Source organism: Chryseobacterium sp. B21-037 (genome assembly GCF_028570785.1).
GTDB lineage: Bacteria > Bacteroidota > Bacteroidia > Flavobacteriales > Weeksellaceae > Chryseobacterium > Chryseobacterium proteolyticum.
On record NZ_JALGCB010000001.1, the window covers coordinates 1,737,584 to 1,756,411 of the forward strand.

At 37.1% G+C, this 18,828-nt stretch carries 18 protein-coding genes; 10 read left to right on the forward strand and 8 right to left on the reverse strand.

Annotated features, from left to right (window positions below; translation table 11 throughout):
• The first annotated feature begins 158 nt into the window (after positions 1 to 158).
• Complete coding sequence (locus MTQ00_RS07685) at positions 159 to 893, forward strand: SDR family oxidoreductase (protein WP_273648338.1); 735 nt, start codon at positions 159 to 161, stop codon at positions 891 to 893.
• A gap of 122 nt (positions 894 to 1,015) precedes the next feature.
• Here MTQ00_RS07685 and MTQ00_RS07690 read toward each other — a convergent pair whose 3' ends face one another.
• Positions 1,016 to 2,644 carry an NADP-dependent glyceraldehyde-3-phosphate dehydrogenase gene (locus tag MTQ00_RS07690; protein ID WP_172278896.1) on the reverse strand — a complete coding sequence of 543 codons (1,629 nt, stop codon included), beginning with the start codon at positions 2,642 to 2,644 and terminating at the stop codon, positions 1,016 to 1,018.
• A 169-nt stretch (positions 2,645 to 2,813) separates the two neighbouring features.
• Between MTQ00_RS07690 and tpx the strand changes: the two genes are divergently transcribed.
• Positions 2,814 to 3,386 (forward strand): thiol peroxidase, encoded by a 573-nt coding sequence (tpx, locus tag MTQ00_RS07695; protein WP_273648339.1) that lies wholly within the window; start codon positions 2,814 to 2,816, stop codon positions 3,384 to 3,386.
• A gap of 71 nt (positions 3,387 to 3,457) precedes the next feature.
• On the opposite strand, the gene MTQ00_RS07700 is transcribed toward tpx, so the two are convergent.
• The 7 genes from MTQ00_RS07700 to MTQ00_RS07730 all read right to left on the reverse strand — a co-directional run bounded on the left by MTQ00_RS07700 (position 3,458) and on the right by MTQ00_RS07730 (position 9,428).
• Positions 3,458 to 3,898, reverse strand: a complete 441-nt coding sequence (locus tag MTQ00_RS07700) for a hypothetical protein (protein ID WP_273648340.1) — start codon at positions 3,896 to 3,898, stop codon at positions 3,458 to 3,460.
• Between the two features lie 410 nt (positions 3,899 to 4,308).
• A complete protein-coding gene (locus MTQ00_RS07705) occupies positions 4,309 to 6,294 on the reverse strand; it encodes a urocanate hydratase (RefSeq protein ID WP_273648341.1) in 1,986 nt (661 codons plus the stop codon).
• A 283-nt stretch (positions 6,295 to 6,577) separates the two neighbouring features.
• The gene (locus MTQ00_RS07710; protein WP_273648342.1) at positions 6,578 to 6,871 is read right to left on the reverse strand and encodes a hypothetical protein; all 294 of its coding nucleotides are present in this window, start codon (positions 6,869 to 6,871) and stop codon (positions 6,578 to 6,580) included.
• 53 nt (positions 6,872 to 6,924) lie between these two features.
• Positions 6,925 to 7,902 carry a 2-hydroxyacid dehydrogenase gene (locus tag MTQ00_RS07715; RefSeq protein WP_273648343.1) on the reverse strand — a complete coding sequence of 326 codons (978 nt, stop codon included), beginning with the start codon at positions 7,900 to 7,902 and terminating at the stop codon, positions 6,925 to 6,927.
• 70 nt (positions 7,903 to 7,972) lie between these two features.
• On the reverse strand, positions 7,973 to 8,236 hold the full coding sequence (locus MTQ00_RS07720; RefSeq protein WP_172278906.1) for a prevent-host-death protein: 264 nt from the start codon (positions 8,234 to 8,236) through the stop codon (positions 7,973 to 7,975).
• 142 nt (positions 8,237 to 8,378) lie between these two features.
• A complete protein-coding gene (locus tag MTQ00_RS07725; protein WP_273648344.1) occupies positions 8,379 to 8,771 on the reverse strand; it encodes a DUF1801 domain-containing protein in 393 nt (130 codons plus the stop codon).
• A gap of 3 nt (positions 8,772 to 8,774) precedes the next feature.
• Positions 8,775 to 9,428, reverse strand: a complete 654-nt coding sequence (locus tag MTQ00_RS07730) for a protein-L-isoaspartate(D-aspartate) O-methyltransferase (protein WP_172278908.1) — start codon at positions 9,426 to 9,428, stop codon at positions 8,775 to 8,777.
• 161 nt (positions 9,429 to 9,589) lie between these two features.
• Here MTQ00_RS07730 and MTQ00_RS07735 point away from each other — a divergent pair, with 161 nt between their 5' ends.
• From MTQ00_RS07735 to MTQ00_RS07770, 8 genes are all read left to right on the forward strand, one after another.
• Positions 9,590 to 10,558: a Gfo/Idh/MocA family protein gene (locus MTQ00_RS07735; protein ID WP_273648345.1), complete on the forward strand. Its 969-nt coding sequence runs from the start codon at positions 9,590 to 9,592 to the stop codon at positions 10,556 to 10,558.
• Positions 10,559 to 10,805: 247 nt separating this feature from the next.
• The gene (locus tag MTQ00_RS07740) at positions 10,806 to 12,536 is read left to right on the forward strand and encodes a cellulase family glycosylhydrolase (RefSeq protein WP_273648346.1); all 1,731 of its coding nucleotides are present in this window, start codon (positions 10,806 to 10,808) and stop codon (positions 12,534 to 12,536) included.
• 287 nt (positions 12,537 to 12,823) lie between these two features.
• The gene (locus MTQ00_RS07745; RefSeq protein WP_273648347.1) at positions 12,824 to 14,551 is read left to right on the forward strand and encodes a hypothetical protein; all 1,728 of its coding nucleotides are present in this window, start codon (positions 12,824 to 12,826) and stop codon (positions 14,549 to 14,551) included.
• Positions 14,552 to 14,681: 130 nt separating this feature from the next.
• Entirely contained in the window at positions 14,682 to 15,812 is a 1,131-nt protein-coding gene (locus tag MTQ00_RS07750; RefSeq protein WP_273648348.1) for a hypothetical protein, read from the forward strand.
• A gap of 13 nt (positions 15,813 to 15,825) precedes the next feature.
• Positions 15,826 to 16,332 (forward strand): hypothetical protein, encoded by a 507-nt coding sequence (locus MTQ00_RS07755; protein ID WP_273648349.1) that lies wholly within the window; start codon positions 15,826 to 15,828, stop codon positions 16,330 to 16,332.
• A gap of 177 nt (positions 16,333 to 16,509) precedes the next feature.
• Positions 16,510 to 17,388 carry a CGA/CIA family class A beta-lactamase gene (gene bla-A / locus MTQ00_RS07760; protein ID WP_273648350.1) on the forward strand — a complete coding sequence of 293 codons (879 nt, stop codon included), beginning with the start codon at positions 16,510 to 16,512 and terminating at the stop codon, positions 17,386 to 17,388.
• Positions 17,389 to 17,463: 75 nt separating this feature from the next.
• Entirely contained in the window at positions 17,464 to 17,871 is a 408-nt protein-coding gene (locus MTQ00_RS07765) for a hypothetical protein (protein WP_273648351.1), read from the forward strand.
• A 19-nt stretch (positions 17,872 to 17,890) separates the two neighbouring features.
• Entirely contained in the window at positions 17,891 to 18,781 is an 891-nt protein-coding gene (locus MTQ00_RS07770; RefSeq protein WP_273651054.1) for a 3-hydroxyacyl-CoA dehydrogenase family protein, read from the forward strand.
• Positions 18,782 to 18,828: the final 47 nt, after the last annotated feature.

Consider the following 18,828-nt stretch of genomic DNA (forward strand, 5'->3'; position numbering starts at 1 on the left):
GGAGTTAGTGACATTTCATAGAAAATGTTACAATCTTTTGTAAAAAATAGTGAAATCTAATAGATCAATAAAAAGTTTGATATCACATTTTCTTTTTACCATTTGGTAAATCGAATAAAATACAGTTATGGGAAATTTGTATCATAAAATAAATAGAAATGATATCAACAACAAATCCCTTAGAAGGAAAACATGTCATTGTCATGGGAGGCAGTGCAGGAATAGGTTTTGCAACCGCTAAAGCTGCCGCTGAAAAAGGAGCTGTTATTACTATTGTTGCTTCGAATCAACAACGTATAGATTCCGCTCTGAAGCAACTTCCCGGGAATGCAAAAGGTCAGGTTGCAGACCTAAGCAAAGAAGAAAATATTAAAAATTTCTTTGCTGTTCAATCCTCTTTTGATCATCTGGTATACACCGCCGGTGAAAACCTTCAACTGAACCATATTGATGAAACTTCCCTTTCAGAAGCGCAAAAATTCTTTACAATCCGGTATTGGGGTGCTCTTGCTGCTGTAAAATATGGTGCTCCGAAAATAAATCAAGGTGGATCCATTACTTTAACGAGTGGAATTGCAGGCAACCGGCCGGGAAAAGGTTGGGGTATTGCAGCCAGCATTACTTCAGCCATGGAAGGTTTTGCCAGAGCAATGGCAGTTGAACTTGCTCCAACGAGAGTTAATATCGTATCTCCTGGCATAGTAAAAACAGATCTATGGGGAGCTATCCCGGAAAATGAACGGGAGAAAATGTATCAACAATATGCGGAGGCATTATTGGTAAGAAAAGTAGCCACTCCTGAAGATATTGCTCTTGCTTATATTTACCTGATGGAGCAAAGTTTCGGGACGGGTAATACAATAGTTGCAGATGGCGGCGGGGTGCTAGTTTAAAGAAGAATACAATTTCAGCATAGGGTTAAAGAATTCATATTGTAAGTTTTAAGCTGAACAAATAAAAAACCGTACTTCATTTAAATTGAGTACGGTTTTTTTATTTTGGACTGACCTACTGGCTAGAATATGTAATCTGTGCTTAAGAAATTAGAGTCATGTTCCCGGACAATTGTATTCAGGAGCTCTTTATTGGATTCTGTAAGTTTTGCAGCTACCAAAGATCTTATAGAGAAAGACCGTAGCGCATCAAATACAGAAAGCGTTCCCTCTGCACTATCTTTTCTTCCCGTAAACGGAAAAACATCCGGGCCTCTTTGTGCCTGGCAATTAATATTAACCCGGCTAACCAGATTAACGAATGAATCAATAAGTTTTGAAACTTCATGTGGATCTTCACTGAAAATACTTACCTGCATTCCATGGGAAGCATTCACCTGGTATTCAATAGGCTCCTCAATATCATCAAAAGGGACAACAGGTATCACGGGACCAAACTGCTCCTCATGGTATAACTTCATCTCACTTGTTACCGGATATACCACCGCAGGAAATACAAAAGAAGCTTCAGTATAGCCACCGTTTTCATTCAATACTTTAGCACCATGAGCAATGGCGTCATCAATACATTCTTTCAAATAAGGCGGTTTATTAACTTCAGGAAGCGGTGTTACTTTCACATCTTTTTCCCAAGGCAATCCGGGCTTCAAAGCAGAGACAGCCTTATTCAGCTTTTCTGTGAATTCGGCAGCAACCTCTTTCTGTACAAAAAGAAGCTTTAACGCTGTGCATCGCTGACCATTAAAGGACAGCGCTCCCAAAATACACTCGTTTACCGCTACATCCAGATTGGCATTTTTAGTAATAATCGCTGCATTTTTTGCATCAAGGCTTAAAATAGCACGTAAACGATTTACTTTCGGATGCAGCTTTTTCAACCCATTAGCCACTTTACTGGATCCTATAAACGCTAGAACATTCACTTTTCCACTTTCCATAATAGGAGTAATGATTTCAGATCCTTTCCCATAAAGTGTGTTCACAGTTCCTTTTGGAAACGCTTCTTTAAAGGCATTCAATAAAGGATAGTGAGCTAAAACACCATGTTTGGGAAGTTTAAACAGAATGGTATTCCCCATGATCAGAGCCGGAATAAGGGTTGTGAATATTTCATTTAAAGGATAATTAAAAGGTCCCATACTCAGAACAACACCAAGAGGAGCTCTGCGAATCTGTGCAATCGTTCCTTCCGCCTGCTGAAAACGGGAAGATTCCCGGTCCAGGTCTTTCAGTGCGTCTATGGTTTGGTTGATATAATCTACTGTACGATCAAATTCTTTTGTAGAATCGGCCAGGGTTTTCCCGATCTCCCACATCAAAAGCTTAATCACAAGATCACGTTGCTGAATCATGAGATACACAAATTTTTCCATACATTTGATGCGTCCTTCTACAGACATGGTCGGCCATTCCCCAAGACCATTATCATACGCTTTTACACAAGCCTCAAGAACCTCCATAGCATCTGCAGGACTGATATTAGGGATACTTCCCAGTAACTTTCTCTCAAGCCCATTTTCTGTAGGAATACAAACTGGGGAATAAATCTCCGTGACATCACCTTTCCACTCTATAAGTTCACCATTAAGCAAATAGGTTCTCTGATGAATTTCCGGAACTTTGAATTCTTCCGGTATTTCATTTTCGCTTTTAAAAATCTCATGGAATGATGTGTTCTGTGCTGAATTCATATTTTTTATCTTTTTAATAATTAAGTGTCCACTTTGTTAGAATAAAGGTAGACCTTACAAATGATTATAAAAATAGTCAGCTAATAGATTCGGTCTATTTAAAGACTGTTTGAATTAAAATTAATATTCAATCCAAAAAAAGAATAATTTTGTCTTAAAATAAAATCCAATGTTTTCAAAATTAATTTTCACCACGCTATTATCTGTTTCCGTATTCCTTTTTGCTCAAAACTCCCACAATGCCAATACCATTATGATGGGAGGGAAACCGGTACAAACGTATTCCAAACTACCGGCCGTAAATAAAGCAGCGCCAAAGTTCACCCTTACCGATGTTTCAATGAAAGATCAGACCCTGGATTCCTACAAAGGAAAATTTCTTATTCTTAACATCTTTCCGAGTGTAGATACCGGTGTTTGCTCAGCTTCAGTCCGACATTTCAATGAGGATGCAGCTAACCTTCCCAATACAGTAGTTCTTTGTATTTCTAAAGATCTGCCGTTTGCACAAAAAAGATTTTGCGGAGCCGAAGGGATAAAAAATGTGGTTATGCTTTCTGATTTCCGCTCTGATTTCGGAAAAACTTACGGTGTAGAGATCACCGATTCTATGATGAAAGGTCTCTTAAGCCGGGCCGTCGTAGTAATTGATCCTTCAGGAAAAATTGTATATGAAGAGCAGGTAGCAGACATTTCAAAAGAACCTGATTACGAAGCAGCTATTAAAGCTGTGAAACATTAAGTTTTCATCGTATAGGATAAAAACCTCCGTCAATTAGAATTGGTGGAGGTTTTTTATTTAAAATAATGAATCTAATTCATTAAGCTCGCTGAAGAATAATACAAAAATAATAAGGCCAATGCATCATCAACTGAATCATCTACCTCAATGCTGAAAACAGGATTTCCAAACCATTTCCTGTGGGTTTGAATATCAATGATTAATTTCTTTTGTTCGTACAACTGCATTCCTTTATCTGATGTGAAACGACAAATCTTTATATCCGATTCATCTACTTTTATAATCAGATCTTTTCCAAAATCTGTGTAATAAATCACTTTCCTGCCATCCGAAAGTTCAATATCATTCCATAAAAATCCTACATTTTTAATATGATATCGTTTAGAATCACATACAATGTATCTTCTCCATGAGATCAATTTGTTTGCTTCCACAATTTTTCCGATCTCTGAATTATTTTCTGAAAACAAGACCAACTGCCTCTTTTCAAATTTTGCGGTATATCTTTTCAAAGGCTTACTTTAAATTTAAACGGATTATACTTAATAAATAATTATCTACACCTATTCTTATTTTATTTTGCTTGAGATAACAATCTCCATGTGTTGTGGCAATCCCAAAGCTATTTTTTGTTAACCGATGAAAAATTTAAATTTCTGTTTAACTAATTTTCATTAAAATTTTCTACATGCATCCTTATCCTTATTCAAGTTCGTGATCAGATCTTCATTGGAAAAATTACTAAAGTCTTAAATCTCTTTACTGTGAACCCTTTAAAACAGGCTGTTTTGATTGGGTTGCATTTCATTCCAAACCTCATCACAAATATTAGCAGTTGAAATTTTCATTTCATCATGGTTTTATATAAAAATAAAAAAACTTTGCAATAAGCAAAGTTTTTTATTGAATATTTTTTCAAAAATTATAATAAATTATCATCGACTATATTAGGAAGGGTAACTTTTAAATTCGGCTCTACTTCCATTGCCCTTTTGATAGCAAAAACAGCCCCTTCATTTCTCGCCCAGCTTCTTCTTGAAATTCCGTTATTTACGTCCCAGAAAAGCATAGACTTTAACCTTCTGTCAGCATCATCACTCCCATCCAGCAACATTCCGAAACCTCCGTTGATTACTTCTCCCCAACCGACACCACCGCCGTTATGAATAGAAACCCAGGTCGCCCCCCGGAAACTATCACCAATCACGTTGTGGATAGCCATATCCGCTGTAAATCTTGAACCGTCATAAATATTGGAAGTCTCTCTGTACGGAGAATCTGTACCCGATACGTCATGATGATCTCTTCCTAATACAACCGGACCTATTTCTCCGTTTTTTATGGCTTTATTGAATGCTTCAGCAATCTTCATTCTTCCTTCTGCATCGGCATATAGTATCCTTGCCTGTGAACCCACAACCAATTTGTTTTCCTGTGCACCTTTGATCCATTGGATATTATCTTTCATCTGCTGTTGGATCTCCTCCGGAGAATTTTGCTGAATTTCTTCCAATATCCTGCAGGCGATATCATCTGTTTTTTGAAGATCTTCCGGCTTTCCACTCGTACAAACCCAACGGAATGGCCCAAAACCGTAATCAAAGCACATTGGTCCCATAATATCCTGAACATAACTTGGAAACTTGAATTCCCTTCCTAATGTCGGATTCTCGGCCATTACATCTGCGCCGGCTCTTGAAGCTTCTAATAAAAAGGCGTTACCATAATCAAAGAAGTAAGTTCCTTTTTCTGTATGTTTATTAATGGCAGCTGCATGTCTCCTTAAAGTTTCCTGAACTTTTTCTTTAAATAATTCAGGATTTTCTGCCATCATCGTATTTGATTCTTCAAAACTTTGTCCCACAGGATAATATCCTCCCGCCCATGGATTATGCAGCGATGTCTGATCCGAACCGATATCAATCTTAAGACCTTCTTCATCAAACTTTTCCCAAACCTCAACTACATTTCCTAGATAAGCCAAAGAAACAGTCTCTTTATTTTCCTGAGCTTTTCTCACTCTTGCTACCAGCTCATCTACATTTTCATGGATTTCGTTCACCCATTTCTGTTCATGACGAATCTTTGTAATTTTAGGATTTACTTCAGCACACACGGTAATACATCCTGCAATATTTCCAGCTTTTGGTTGTGCTCCGCTCATTCCCCCCAATCCTGAAGTTACAAATAAGCCACCTTTTGTTTCTTTATTTATTTTTCTGAAAGCATTCAGTACTGTTATTGTTGTTCCATGAACAATTCCCTGCGGACCGATGTACATATAACTTCCTGCAGTCATTTGCCCATATTGGGAAACCCCTAACGCATTGAACTTCTCCCAATCATCGGGCTTAGAATAGTTTGGAATAACCATTCCGTTCGTTACCACAACCCGTGGCGCATCTTTGTGCGAAGGAAATAATCCCATCGGATGTCCGGAATACATGACAAGGGTTTGCTCATCATTCATTTCAGACAAATACTTCATCGTTAAAAGATACTGTGCCCAGTTTTGAAAAACAGCTCCGTTTCCACCATACGTTATCAGCTCATGGGGATGTTGTGCTACCGCATAATCCAGATTATTCTGAATCATTAGCATAATAGATTTTGCCTGTTCCGATTTCCCCGGATATTCAGTGATAGATCTTGCTTTCATTTCATAATCCGGACGGAATCGATACATATAAATTCTGCCATACTGCTCAAGCTCTTCTCTGAATTCAGGTAATAATTCTGCATGGAATTTAGGCTCAAAATAACGTAAAGCATTCTTTAATGCTAACTTTTTCTCCTCTTCACCCAAAATTTCTTTACGTTTGGGAGCGTGATTTATATTGGTTTCGTATGGTTTGAATGGTGGCAATACGCTAGGTATACCTTGTTGTATAAGTTCCTGGAATGTCATAGCAATGAGTAAATTCTTCGTTTAAAATTCAAAGTTTTAAAGATATTCAAAATAGAAAACATAATGCAATGAAAACATAAAAAATTCCCTTTCTCCGAAAGCTATTACCAGAATGTATATCAATTTTAAGATCAACCCAAAAAAAATAAAGCCATTAACCTGTTTTATTATGTATCAGCGTTTTGAAGTATAACAACCAATCTAAAGGCAATAAAAAAACCTTACCCGGTTGAGTAAGGTGTATTTTACCATCTTAAATATATGAATGCAAATCTTTATCTTATTATGTAAGGACATCATCATTTTCCTCTTCATGATCATCATCGTTATCACTGGTACTCCAATAATTATTTTCTTCATCTTCGGATCCAATCTCTTCCATATCGTCATCTTCTTCAGATCCCGGAACGTCCAGATCCATTTCCATATCATAACTGTCTTCATTTTCATCGAGAATAGGATTTCCGTCCCCATCTAAAGGAACATGCTTTTCCTTATTGAAGAAATCTTCATTAGGATTGTAATCCATCTCTTTCAATTTTCTATTTTGTTCGTTGATGTTATCTTCTGGTATCATAGTATTTGTATTTAGTGTTAATGATAGAGAACAAAAATAATTCCAAGTTCTGTTTATTGCTCAGAATAAACATCAGGATTAGCACAATATGGCATTTTTTCTCCTTTTGAAAAAGCAATAATATTTTCCGCTGCTGATTTTGCCATTCCGTTCCTTGCTTCAACTGTTGCGGATCCTATATGTGGCAATACACATACACTGGAAAATTCGAGGATCGGATCGTCTTTTACAATAGGTTCAGGATTAGTAACATCCAGTCCCGCTCCCCAGATTTCCCTTGAAACCAAAGCTTCATAGAGATCACCCTGATGATGAAAACCTCCTCTTGCCGTATTGATAAAGATAGCATCGGGTTTCATATTCTCAAAGACCGATCGGTTAAAAAGTTCTTTATGTTCAGGAATAAAACTGGCATGAATACTCAGAACATCAGACTGCCTGATCAATTCATCAAAAGAAACATATTGTGCGTTCAACTCCCTTTCAGCTACTTCGTTATGGTGCCTGTTGTGATAAATGATATTCATATCAAAAGCTTTCAGGGATTTCTTTGCCATTTCAAAACCAATCCTTCCCAAACCGAAAATCCCCAGGGTTTTGCCGTATAGCTCTTGTCCTAATGCATGAAGGGGATCAAAATCTCCCCAATTCCCCTCCTTTACCTTCCCATAATTATAACTTGCTCTTCTTGCCACCGATTGCATTAACAAAAACGCAACATCAGAGGTAGCTTTACTTAGGACGTCCGGTGTATTTCCAACCGGTATATTTCTACGGGTCGCTTCCTGAATATCCACATGATCGAAACCAACAGAATATAAAGCAATTGCTTGCACATTAGGGCATTCGTTAAAAAAATCCTTGTCAAATGAATGGGTTCCTACATTGAGAATGGTATCGGTATCCTTGCAATAGTTTATCCACTCTTCATGTGAAAGTTGATCATTTTCAGGGATAATAACATCCATTCCAGCCTCTTTCAGCATTTTTATTCCTGCTTCAGGAATTCTTTTATTGATGAATACTTTCATTATCTTAACTTTTTTTCCAATAAAAAACCCCACCCATTGTCTAAGTGAGGCTTTAACTTTAATATAAAAATTACTTCTTCTCTTCTGATTCTCTTCTATTTTTATCGCCGACCCCGGAAGCCATTTTCTGAATTTCATCGCGGACCTCTTTCGCCGATTTCTGTGCTTGACTTATAAAACCCTGTTTTGTTGCTTCCTGATTTCGGCTCTTCATTTCATTGAAATAATCCTTTGCTTTTTGAGAATGACTTTCTACATTATATCCCGGATTATTGTAAATGTTTTTCTGAATATTACTAAAGTCGTGTGACGATTTAAATCTGTTTGTGTCCATAATCATAAGATTTAAGTGATTTCGTCATAGAAAAGCTTCAATTTCTGTTCCAAAAATCAGTGCCGATTTGTCATTTTTCTTTCAATCCTCCGTCACGAAAAGCCTAGAAACGATTATAGAAATTTTGAATCATATCACGAATTTATTTTAATCTTATCAATTCCCCTTTCCTTTTAACAATATTTTTATAGTCCCACTGAATTTGCTGAGATTTCATAAGCCATCTTTTCAGATCAGCTGTATTGATTTGTTCACGAGACGTATATCTTTTTTCTGCTGCCTTGAATGAACCTTCGGTCTTTAAATCGTCTTCATCAAATGATTGCCCGCTCCAGAACATCAGCCGTACAGAATCTTTAAGCTTACTGTAACCTACAATCGGATTCCCTTCCAGAAACCACACAGGATGCCTGTGCCATATCTTATTTTCAGCATGTTCCAGCTCCTGATCAATAACAAGTGAAAGCATTGTGCAGATCTCCTGATCTGATGGGGACTGTGCGTTATTATAATCTGATATGTCAGGATTTATCATTAACTAAGAATTGGTATTATTGAGCATAGGTACAAATTTATAGGCTCCGAATTCCTCTTTCTCAATTTCCGTAGGCGAAACTTTTGTAAACCTGTACAGTACCTGCTCATCTGTCGGTCCAAGTGGAATCACCATTTTCCCTCCTACTTTCAATTGTTTTAGTAATTCCACGGGCAGCACTGAAGCTCCACATGTAACGATGATCTTGTCAAATGGAGCGAAAGTTGGCAATCCTGCAAAACCGTCACCAAAACTCTGAAATTTTGGAAAAAGATTAAGCTCCCTTAATTTTTTCTTAGAAAAATCGAACAGGTCTTTTTGTCTTTCTACAGTATACACCAGGGCTTTCATTGCCAATAACACAGCAGTCTGATACCCACATCCTGTTCCAATTTCCAGAACTTTCTCTCCCGGGATTACCTGTAAAAGCTCTGATTGCTCTGCAACCGTTGAAGGATGCGAAATGGTTTGATGGGCCAGAATGGGAAAAGCACGGTCTTCGTAAGCGAAGTCTTCAAAAATACTTTCAATAAAAAGATGTCTCGGAACTTCATTCATTGCCGAAAGTACATTTTGATCCGTAATCCCAATTCTCTGTTGAAGATATTCAACTAAAATCTTTCTTTTTCCTTTATGTACAAACGAGTCTTGCGTCATTTAGATAGTAGTTATTAGGTTGCTGGTGCTAGTTTCACACAAAAGTAAGAATTAGATTTCAGATTTCAGGAAGCTACCTTAATTTTTGATGATTAAAGTCAAAAGTCTTTATATCTGAAATATCATACCTAATTTATATCTTTACACAAATTAAAAAAGCTATGTTGAAAGCAGGTTTGGTAGGTGCCGGACATTTGGGAAAAATACACTTAAAGCTTCTCAATCAATCAGATAAGTATGATTTTGTAGGTTTTCATGATAAAGATGTAGAAAACGGAAAAAAATTGGAAGCCGAGTTTGGCTATACCTATTTTGAAAATTTTGATGATCTGTTGAATCAGATTGATATGCTGGATATTGTAACGCCTACGGTTTATCATTATGATTATGCATTAAAGGCCATTGAAAAAAAATTGCATTTCTTCATTGAAAAACCGGTAACACAAACGCTTGAACAAGCTGAAGAAATCCTTTATAAGTGCCGTGAAAATGGAATAAAAGCACAGGTAGGACACGTGGAAAGGTACAATCCTGCCTTTATGGCAACTAAGGATTATATTAAAAATCCCATGTTCATTGAAATCCACAGATTGGCTGAATTCAATCCAAGAGGAACCGATGTTTCTGTGGTCCTGGACCTGATGATCCACGATCTGGACATTTTATTGAGTATAGTTAAATCTAAGGTAAAAAGCATCCATGCAAGCGGTGTATGTGTCGTAAGTAAAACTCCAGATATTGCGAATGCCAGAATAGAATTTGAAAACGGATGTGTTGCCAACCTTACCACTTCAAGAATCTCTATGAAAGCCATGAGAAAAAGTCGCTTCTTTCAAAAAGATGCCTACATTTCTGTTGACTTCCTTGAGAAAAAAGCAGAAGTAATCCGTATGAAAGATCCTCCGGAAACACCTACTCCATTCGACATGATCATCGAAAATGCCGAAGGAGAAAAGAATCAGATTTTATTCGAGTATCCTAACATCCAGCCCAACAATGCCATATTAGATGAGCTCAACTCATTTGCCGATTCCATTACTGAAGATAAAAATGTAGAAGTATCACTGGAAGACGGAACTGAAGCGCTAAAAGTAGCATTGGAAATTATGAAATTAATCACAAGCAAATAACTACTCTTTTCACTTTGGACTTTCACATTTAATCACTGATATTATTTTAAAACCTGTTTAATAAGGTTAAATCCCAGAAAGCCTTTCAGTTTAAATGGCTGTGGTAAAAATACAATCATACTTCCTCTTTAAATTGTTTATATATTTAAAGAGGATTTTTAATTTTAATTCAATAATTTTTAAATATATTTGTGATTAGTAAACTTATAATTCTAAAATCAATCCCATAATCTTATAAAATCCAACTATGAAACGAACCATCCTAATATCCGCACTTTTATTGTCTCAATTTGGGACATCACAATTATTGAAAACAAACGGTCAAAAAATAGTTAATGACAAAGGTGAGAATATCCAGCTAAAAGGCCTAGGCTTGGGAGGATGGATGCTGCAGGAAGGATACATGCTCAAAACAGCAGATTTTGCAGGTCCCCAGTATAAAATCAAGCAAAAGATTTCTGAATTGATCGGTGAAGATGGGATGAAAGAATTTTATAAAGCATACTGGAAAAACGGAATAACCAAACAGGATATTGATCTGCTTGCAAAAGCAGGCTTTAATTCTATAAGGCTTCCGATGCATTATAACCTGTACACATTGCCAATTGAACAAGAGCCCGTAAAAGGACAGAATACATGGCTTGAAGAAGGCTTTAAAATGACGGATGATCTTCTGAAATGGTGCGCTGATAACAAAATGTATCTGATTCTTGACCTTCATGCTCTTCCTGGAGGCCAGGGAAATGATGTAAACATATCAGACAACGATAAATCTAAACCGTCACTTTGGGAAAATGAAGAAAATCAGAAAAAAACCATTGCATTCTGGAAAAAGCTGGCAGAACGTTATAAAGATGAACCATGGATAGGTGGTTATGACCTCATCAATGAGCCTAACATCAATTTCACAGGAAAAAATCCTAACGGAACAGATGAAATGTCAAATGCCCCATTATGGAAATTCCAGAAAGAAATTACAGAAGCCATCCGTGAGGTGGACAAAAAACACATCATTATTCTGGAAGGAAACGGATGGGGAAACAACTATAACGGCCTGACTCCTCTTTGGGATAATAATCTGGTCTTCAGCTTCCATAAATATTGGAACAACAATGATGACGCGACCATAAAAGGAATTCTGGATTTAAGAGAAAAGCATAATATTCCGATATGGTTGGGAGAAACAGGGGAAAACTCTAATGTATGGTTTACGGAACTGATCCAGCTGATGAATAAACACAATATTGGCTATGCTTTCTGGCCAATGAAAAAGATCGATAATACGGCAGGAATTGCCAATGTAAAAATTACACCCGAGTATCAGAAACTGTTAGACTATTGGAAAAACGGAGGTGAAAAACCTTCAAAAGAATTTGCAACAAAAGCTTTAATGAAAATTGCAGATAATTATAAATTCAGTAATGTTGAAATAAAAAGAGACGTTATCGATGCTATGTTCAGACAGGTAACCGATGACTCTACAAAACCATTTAAAAATCATCAGGCACCGGGAAGAATCTTTGCTACCGACTATGATTTGGGCAGAATGGGTTCAGCATATCTGGATAAAGACTTCATCAATCTGTGGGTTAGTGATCCTGCCAAAAGATCTGAATGGAATGCAGGTCACCAGATGAGAAATGACGGAGTGGATATTTATTTGTGTAATGACAAAGTAACTAATGCGTATTATGTAGGAAAAACCGAAAAAGGAGAATGGTTGCAATACACAATTAATAGTAAAGCAGACAAAGCATATACCTTCGGTATAAGATATGCCGCTGGTAATGATTCGAAATTGAGAATTGAAGACGCCGCAGGAAAACAGCTTGCAGTTGTTTCACTGGCATCAACAGGAGGAAAAAATCAATGGAAAACTAGTTCTGTGAAGAACGTTAATCTTAAAAAAGGGGAAAACAAGATCAGAATCATTTTTGAAAATGACGGCGTTGATGTTAATTATTTTGAAGTAAAATAACCACAATAAAATAGAAGTATTTCAAAACAGCCTAAATAAATTTATTCATAATAGCGTGATTTAAAATAAAAAAAATAGAATTAACATTTTTTTTAAATTTTATTCCTTAAATAATTTATTTCAGCTTTATTTATTAATTTTTTAATTGAATTGTAGATTACGTAAAAAATATACATAAAAAAACAGACTTAAGCTCTCAAAACACAACACTTATTTTCACGTAAAATACAGTGTATCAGTCGTTGGCATCATTTTAGATATGCGTTATAATTGTAAATTAATAAATGATGAAAAAAAAAAATTTTCGGTATTCTTTAATCGGAATACTGATAGGATCTTTTGGTGCTCATGCGCAGGCACCAGGAGGAGTATCAGGAGATTTGAGAATCTGGCTTAAGGCAGATAACGGGTTTACTTCTTCCCAATGGACTGACCAGTCCCCTACCGGTAACAATTACACGCAAACCAACGCTTCACGACAACCTTTTTTGCAACCTGCCAATGCCAGGTATAATTTTAATCCGGTTGTCAGCTTTGGAACGACAGGTGCAGATGCACGATTTATGGTAGTACCATCGGGTAAGCCATTTACCGCCAACAGGCTCAATGGTAATATTTTTATTATTGTCAATAGAAACTCCGACACTACTTACCGGGACTACCTGGGATTCGGGAATACAGGAACCGGAGCAGGCCTTATGCAAGCCAATTCTCCTGTATTGACAGCAAGTTTTAACGGAAATAAAGCCATGCAGCTTTATCCGTACAATCCACCTAACAGTCCTAATCAGAAACTGGATATCGGAAAAACTTATTTATCAGATGTTTCCTGGGAAATCGGAGTTGCCGGTGGAATGAAACATGGACTCAATTCTTTTGTTACTTCTGCACCAGGGACTTTTGCGGCAGGATATGCATTAACAGCTAACGGTTCCATATTAGGTTCACAACCTGAAGTTACGGATGGGAATATGTCTGAGGTAATTGCATACGAACGGGTACTGACTGATGCTGAACTTCAAAGAGTACGGTCTTATCTTGCTATTAAATATGCTACTTCCATGGATCAGACCACACCATACAGCTATGTGAATTCGCAAGGTACGACCATATGGGATGCGGCATCCAATTCCGGTTATTCTAACAATATTGCAGGAATTGGTCGTGATGATGCAAGTGCCCTGAAACAAGTTCAATCTAAAAGCATCAACAGTACCAACGAAATACTGATCAGTTTAGGTAATTCTGCTTCCCAAGACAATGCAACACATGCTGCGGCTAACTCATTTGATAACGATAGGGAATTTCTCACCTGGGGAACCAATGGTACAGTTGGATTTACCCCTTATACCAACTCAGGATTCCCATCGGTTACGCATCGGTTTTCCAAAGTGTGGAAAGCCCAAACCAGCAATTACAATATAAATGGAAATGATGATGTATATTTCAATGTTCTTAGAGGTTTGATCAACAGTTTTACATTGAGTGAAAAACCACTGTACCTGATCATGAGTACAACGAGTGATTTTTCAAGTAACACTCACTTTATACCTATCGGAACCAATACCCATACTGTGGACGGAGAGGAGTATGTGAGCGAACCCTATAGAGTAGCTTCTAAAGCTTTCAACGGATTTACTTCCAATGGCACTTTTTACTTTACCATTGCAGGAACTCCGATAGGTCCCGGAGGAGTATTGGGGAATTTCTGGAACAGAGCAGATAAAGATGTAACTGCTGCCTCCGGAACAGTAAACCAATGGGTGGACCAGATGTTCGGGATTAAAACCTCACAAGTTGCGGATGTAACTACAAAACCCAATTATGTTCAGGTAAATGATGCTGCTACTGCTGCTACTTTTAACTTTAACCCCTATATTGATTTTACCAATACCAATCAGGCGATAGGAAATGAAGGCGTAGCACCTTTTGAAGGTTCTAATTCCGAATTAGAAATGTTTTACGTAATAAAAGATAATATATGGACTGCCAATAACCGTTTTTTTTGGAGTTAATTTTGACTTAAAAAACTCAGCGGCCGGGGCTGCAATCTATGATTGGAATACTCTTACACAGGCTAATTATCTATCGAGAGGAAATACCCCAACCAGTAATAATGCGACCAACACAGTACTTAATCCGGCTTTGAGCACAACGCTTTCCAATATTTCCAATGTGAGTCTTAGTGCGACCAATAGTACCGTACAACATAGATTAAACGGTAGTGGTATTGGAACCAATCTTACAGGGCAGACTGTATACATAGGACAAGGAGGGTTTGTATATGGCGCCAATAACCAGTCGAGTATGCCAGGTAACGAGGTAGGGATTACTGCACAGATTGCAGAACATCTTGCGTTCGGATTTGCTTTAACCGAAACAGAGCGCCGCCAGGTAGAAAGTTATCTTGCCATAAAATACGGAACAACATTGGTGGATCTTACCACGGATACCAACTATCGCAACAGTACCGGAAATCCGATTTTCACTGCTGACGGAATATACCAATATGACATTTTTGGGGTAGCAAAAGATTTACGTGGTGGATTAGACCAACGGATCTCAAAATCCATCAACAATGATGGCGGACAAGCTACCAACATTATTACTGCATCTACAGATAATAATTTCATCAATCAAAATGATACCCATGCTAATCAGCTGACTGATGGTCAATACCTTATTTTTGCATCTAATAATGGAGCACAGACTTTTACCGGTAAAACCATTACTGCGGCTGACGGTACACAGTTCAACAATTCGCTTGCTGTTCAATGGAAAGCAACCGATACGAATAAAGTAGGATGTACCAATCTCCGTTTCGATGCAACCAACATTCCTGCACTTGCATCAGGAGAAAACTATTATATGCTTATTTCTCAGGATCCGTCATTTACCAACTCTATTTATCAGAAAGTTGTAAGAACAAATAATACCATTGATGTTATCCCCAATTTTGCAGACAACAGTAATTCATATTTTACCCTTGCAAAAGCTAATCTTAATATAACAGGAAGTACTGTAAAAGGAGGTCAGGTAGGTATATCATCAATTCCGGGGTTATTACCATCTGCTTCTGACACTTGGCTGGAACTTAATGCCAAATCTAAAGGAATGGTAATTACAAGAGTTTCGGATGCTAATAACATCCCCGCAGGAAACAGACTTAAGGGTATGATCGTATATGATACCACGAAAAAAGAATTTAAAGTATATAACGGAACAGAATGGAGAACTTTAGGAACCTCTACTTCCACTTCTATTTTCTGTAATTAAAAAAACATACAAGATGAAAAATACATTCTTAATCTCAGTATTGCTAATAAGCTCAGGCATTAATGCCCAGGTTGCAATCGGTAAGAAAAGCATCACAAATAATAATACCATATTAGAATTCGGTAATTCCTCTAACAGGGGAATCGTCCTACCTAAAGTAGAAAATGCCACCACAATGAATGCAAGTGAGGGTACTATGGTTTGGGATACCACTACAGGAAGCTTCAGATATTATGGAGGTACCACTCCGGCCTGGAATCCACCTGCTGCAGGAGGTACTACGGGAGGTGCGCCTTCGGGTTCGGATGCTAATGGTAAAAAGATGATTATCGGGTCAGATACTTCTGATGCAGATGGAATACTTATTCTAGAAGCAAAACAGGGAGATAAAGCCCTTGTATTGCCATCGATAAGCCAGCCGTCGGAAAGATTCTCTTCTCCGCCAACTGGACTTATGGTCTATGATACGGCAACTAATCAGGTTGCTGTGTTCAATGGCACCAAGTGGACATACTTTTAATGTATTGCGCCTTATAAAAGATTAGCAATTAATCGATATTATTTAATCCGGAAGAGTACCTTTTCCGGATTATTCATTTCTATTGTCAAGACGTGAGTATATCCTAATAAATTAAGCTATGGTTATACATGTAAAGAGATTTATTTTTTAAATTTACGGCGATATAAATTGACCATTATGAAAAAAGCAGGATTTCTATTTCTCTTGATTTCTACATTTACTTTTGCCCAGCATACAGCCCTGGAACAAAAAATAAATTCTATCATCAATGACAAAAAAGCTACTGTAGGAGTTTCTGTACTGGAAATGGAAAATCAATCACTTTACAGCAAAAGCGGAGATAAAAAGCTTCCCATGCAAAGTGTCTTCAAGTTTCATATTGCTGCCACTGTTCTCAATTTTGTAGATAAAGGAAAATTGTTGTTAAATCAGAAGATTTTAGTTAAAAAATCAGATCTTCTTGAGGATACATGGTCGCCACTTAGAGAAAAATATCCCAATGGTAATATTGAACTTCCTTTAAGTGAAATTATAGACTTCACCGTTGCGCAGAGTGATAATAATGGGTGCGATATTCTTTTAAGGTTAATTGGCGGAACGGATACAGTTCAAAAATTTATGGATACCAAAGGAATAAAAAATTTCCAGATTCGCTTTAACGAAGAAGAAATGCATAAAGACTGGAATGCACAATATCAGAATTACAGTTCAACAAACTCCATCGTACAGGTTTTGAAAAAGTTTTATAAGGGACAGTTACTTTCCAGAGAATCCACAGATTATCTGATGAAGGTAATGCTAGGCACCAAAACAGGAACAAACAAACTGATTGAGCAGCTTCCTAAAAACACACCTGTGGCTCATAAAACAGGATCTTCAGGTAAAAATAAAGATGGGCTTACCGGTGCTGAAAACGACATGGGAATTGTAACCCTTCCGAATGGAAAACATTATGCCATAGCTGTATTTGTAAGCAACTCTATGGAAACAGAAGCTGCAAACTGTAAAATCATTTCAGATATTTCAAAAGCAGTTTGGGATGATTTTAGTAAGTAAATATTAAAGCTTAATTTTAAGCGAAATAAAAAGCGCTCAATTAGGGCGTGATTAAACCTAATCTTATTTATTACAATGAAAAAAATAGCAATACTTTTCAGCATTTTTTGTTTCAGCTTCTTTTTTTCTCAAAAGAGCCAGAACTATTTACAGGTAGGCTACGCAAGCATTTGTTGCGGAACACCTTCCGAAGATCCTGTGATTAATTACATATCAAAGTTTCAAAAAAAGAATAAGACAAAACCTTTTGAAATTTACAAACAAAGCGGACTGGGCAGAGAGGGGGAATTTAATCTTTATATCGGGATCGATTCCTTAGCAAAAACTAAAAAAAAGAAGTTCATATCCGGACTTAAGGCTGCTATATCTTCTCAAAATGCAGTAAGAAAAAGCAACAGCGGAAATGTGAACTTTGATGAAACTCAAATCGTCACAAAAGCAGATTTAGCCAATTCAAGAAATTTAACTATCTATAAAAAATAATTTAATTAAAGGAAAAATGATCAAAAACGTTGTAGTTATCGGAGCTGGAACCATGGGAAATGGTATTGCACATACTTTTGCGCAAAGCGGATTTAAAGTAAATCTTGTAGATGTTTCTCAGGATGCTTTAGACAGAGGAGTAAAAACCATTACCACCAACCTCGACAGAATAATTGCAAAGGGCAACCTTACAGAGGAGCAAAAAGCAGAAACTTTAGGAAATATAACCACTTTTACAGAGTTGAAAGAAGCTGTGGGAAACGCTGATTTAATCGTAGAAGCAGCTACTGAAAATCAGGATCTGAAACTGAAAATCTTCGGACAGATGGATGAATTTGCTCCGGAAAACTGTATTCTTGCGACTAACACTTCTTCTATCTCCATTACAAAGATAGCCGCTGCAACTAAGAGAGCTGATAAGGTGATCGGTATGCACTTTATGAATCCTGTTCCAATTATGAAACTGGTTGAAATCATTAAAGGATACTCTACTTCCAAAGAGACTTTTGATATCATCTATGATATGAGTAAAACTTTAGGAAAAGTGCCTGTGGAAGTAAATGATTACCCTGGTTTCGTTGCTAACAGAATTTTAATGCCTATGATCAATGAGTCTATTGAAACATTATATAACGGTGTTGCAGGCGTTGAAGAAATTGATACGGTAATGAAACTTGGAATGGCTCATCCAATGGGACCTCTTCAGCTGGCTGATTTCATTGGTCTTGATGTTTGTCTTGCTATTCTTAATGTGATGTATGACGGATTTAAAAATCCAAAATATGCCCCGAATCCTCTATTGGTAAATATGGTAATGGCAGGAAAACTGGGAGTAAAATCAGGAGAGGGTTTTTATGACTACTCCGAAAGCAAAAAAGCTGAAAAAGTTTCAAAAATGTTCTCGAAATAATTCTAGTGATTATCAGTTGTGAGTTATAAGTTATACATTTGAACAAC

Excerpts from the sequence above, each read along its gene's own strand:
- MTQ00_RS07725 (WP_273648344.1), bottom strand. The coding sequence starts at position 8,771 with ATGATAAATCCTGACATATCAGATTATAATAACGCACAGTCCCCATCA.
- MTQ00_RS07745 (WP_273648347.1), top strand. The coding sequence starts at position 12,824 with ATGAAAAAAAAAAATTTTCGGTATTCTTTAATCGGAATACTGATAGGA.
- MTQ00_RS07705 (WP_273648341.1), bottom strand. The coding sequence starts at position 6,294 with ATGACATTCCAGGAACTTATACAACAAGGTATACCTAGCGTATTGCCA.
- MTQ00_RS07735 (WP_273648345.1), top strand. The coding sequence starts at position 9,590 with ATGTTGAAAGCAGGTTTGGTAGGTGCCGGACATTTGGGAAAAATACAC.
- bla-A (WP_273648350.1), top strand. The coding sequence starts at position 16,510 with ATGAAAAAAGCAGGATTTCTATTTCTCTTGATTTCTACATTTACTTTT.
- tpx (WP_273648339.1), top strand. The coding sequence starts at position 2,814 with ATGTTTTCAAAATTAATTTTCACCACGCTATTATCTGTTTCCGTATTC.
- MTQ00_RS07710 (WP_273648342.1), bottom strand. The coding sequence starts at position 6,871 with ATGATACCAGAAGATAACATCAACGAACAAAATAGAAAATTGAAAGAG.
- MTQ00_RS07740 (WP_273648346.1), top strand. The coding sequence starts at position 10,806 with ATGAAACGAACCATCCTAATATCCGCACTTTTATTGTCTCAATTTGGG.
- MTQ00_RS07690 (WP_172278896.1), bottom strand. The coding sequence starts at position 2,644 with ATGAATTCAGCACAGAACACATCATTCCATGAGATTTTTAAAAGCGAA.
- MTQ00_RS07765 (WP_273648351.1), top strand. The coding sequence starts at position 17,464 with ATGAAAAAAATAGCAATACTTTTCAGCATTTTTTGTTTCAGCTTCTTT.
- MTQ00_RS07720 (WP_172278906.1), bottom strand. The coding sequence starts at position 8,236 with ATGGACACAAACAGATTTAAATCGTCACACGACTTTAGTAATATTCAG.
- MTQ00_RS07715 (WP_273648343.1), bottom strand. The coding sequence starts at position 7,902 with ATGAAAGTATTCATCAATAAAAGAATTCCTGAAGCAGGAATAAAAATG.
- MTQ00_RS07755 (WP_273648349.1), top strand. The coding sequence starts at position 15,826 with ATGAAAAATACATTCTTAATCTCAGTATTGCTAATAAGCTCAGGCATT.
- MTQ00_RS07730 (WP_172278908.1), bottom strand. The coding sequence starts at position 9,428 with ATGACGCAAGACTCGTTTGTACATAAAGGAAAAAGAAAGATTTTAGTT.
- MTQ00_RS07685 (WP_273648338.1), top strand. The coding sequence starts at position 159 with ATGATATCAACAACAAATCCCTTAGAAGGAAAACATGTCATTGTCATG.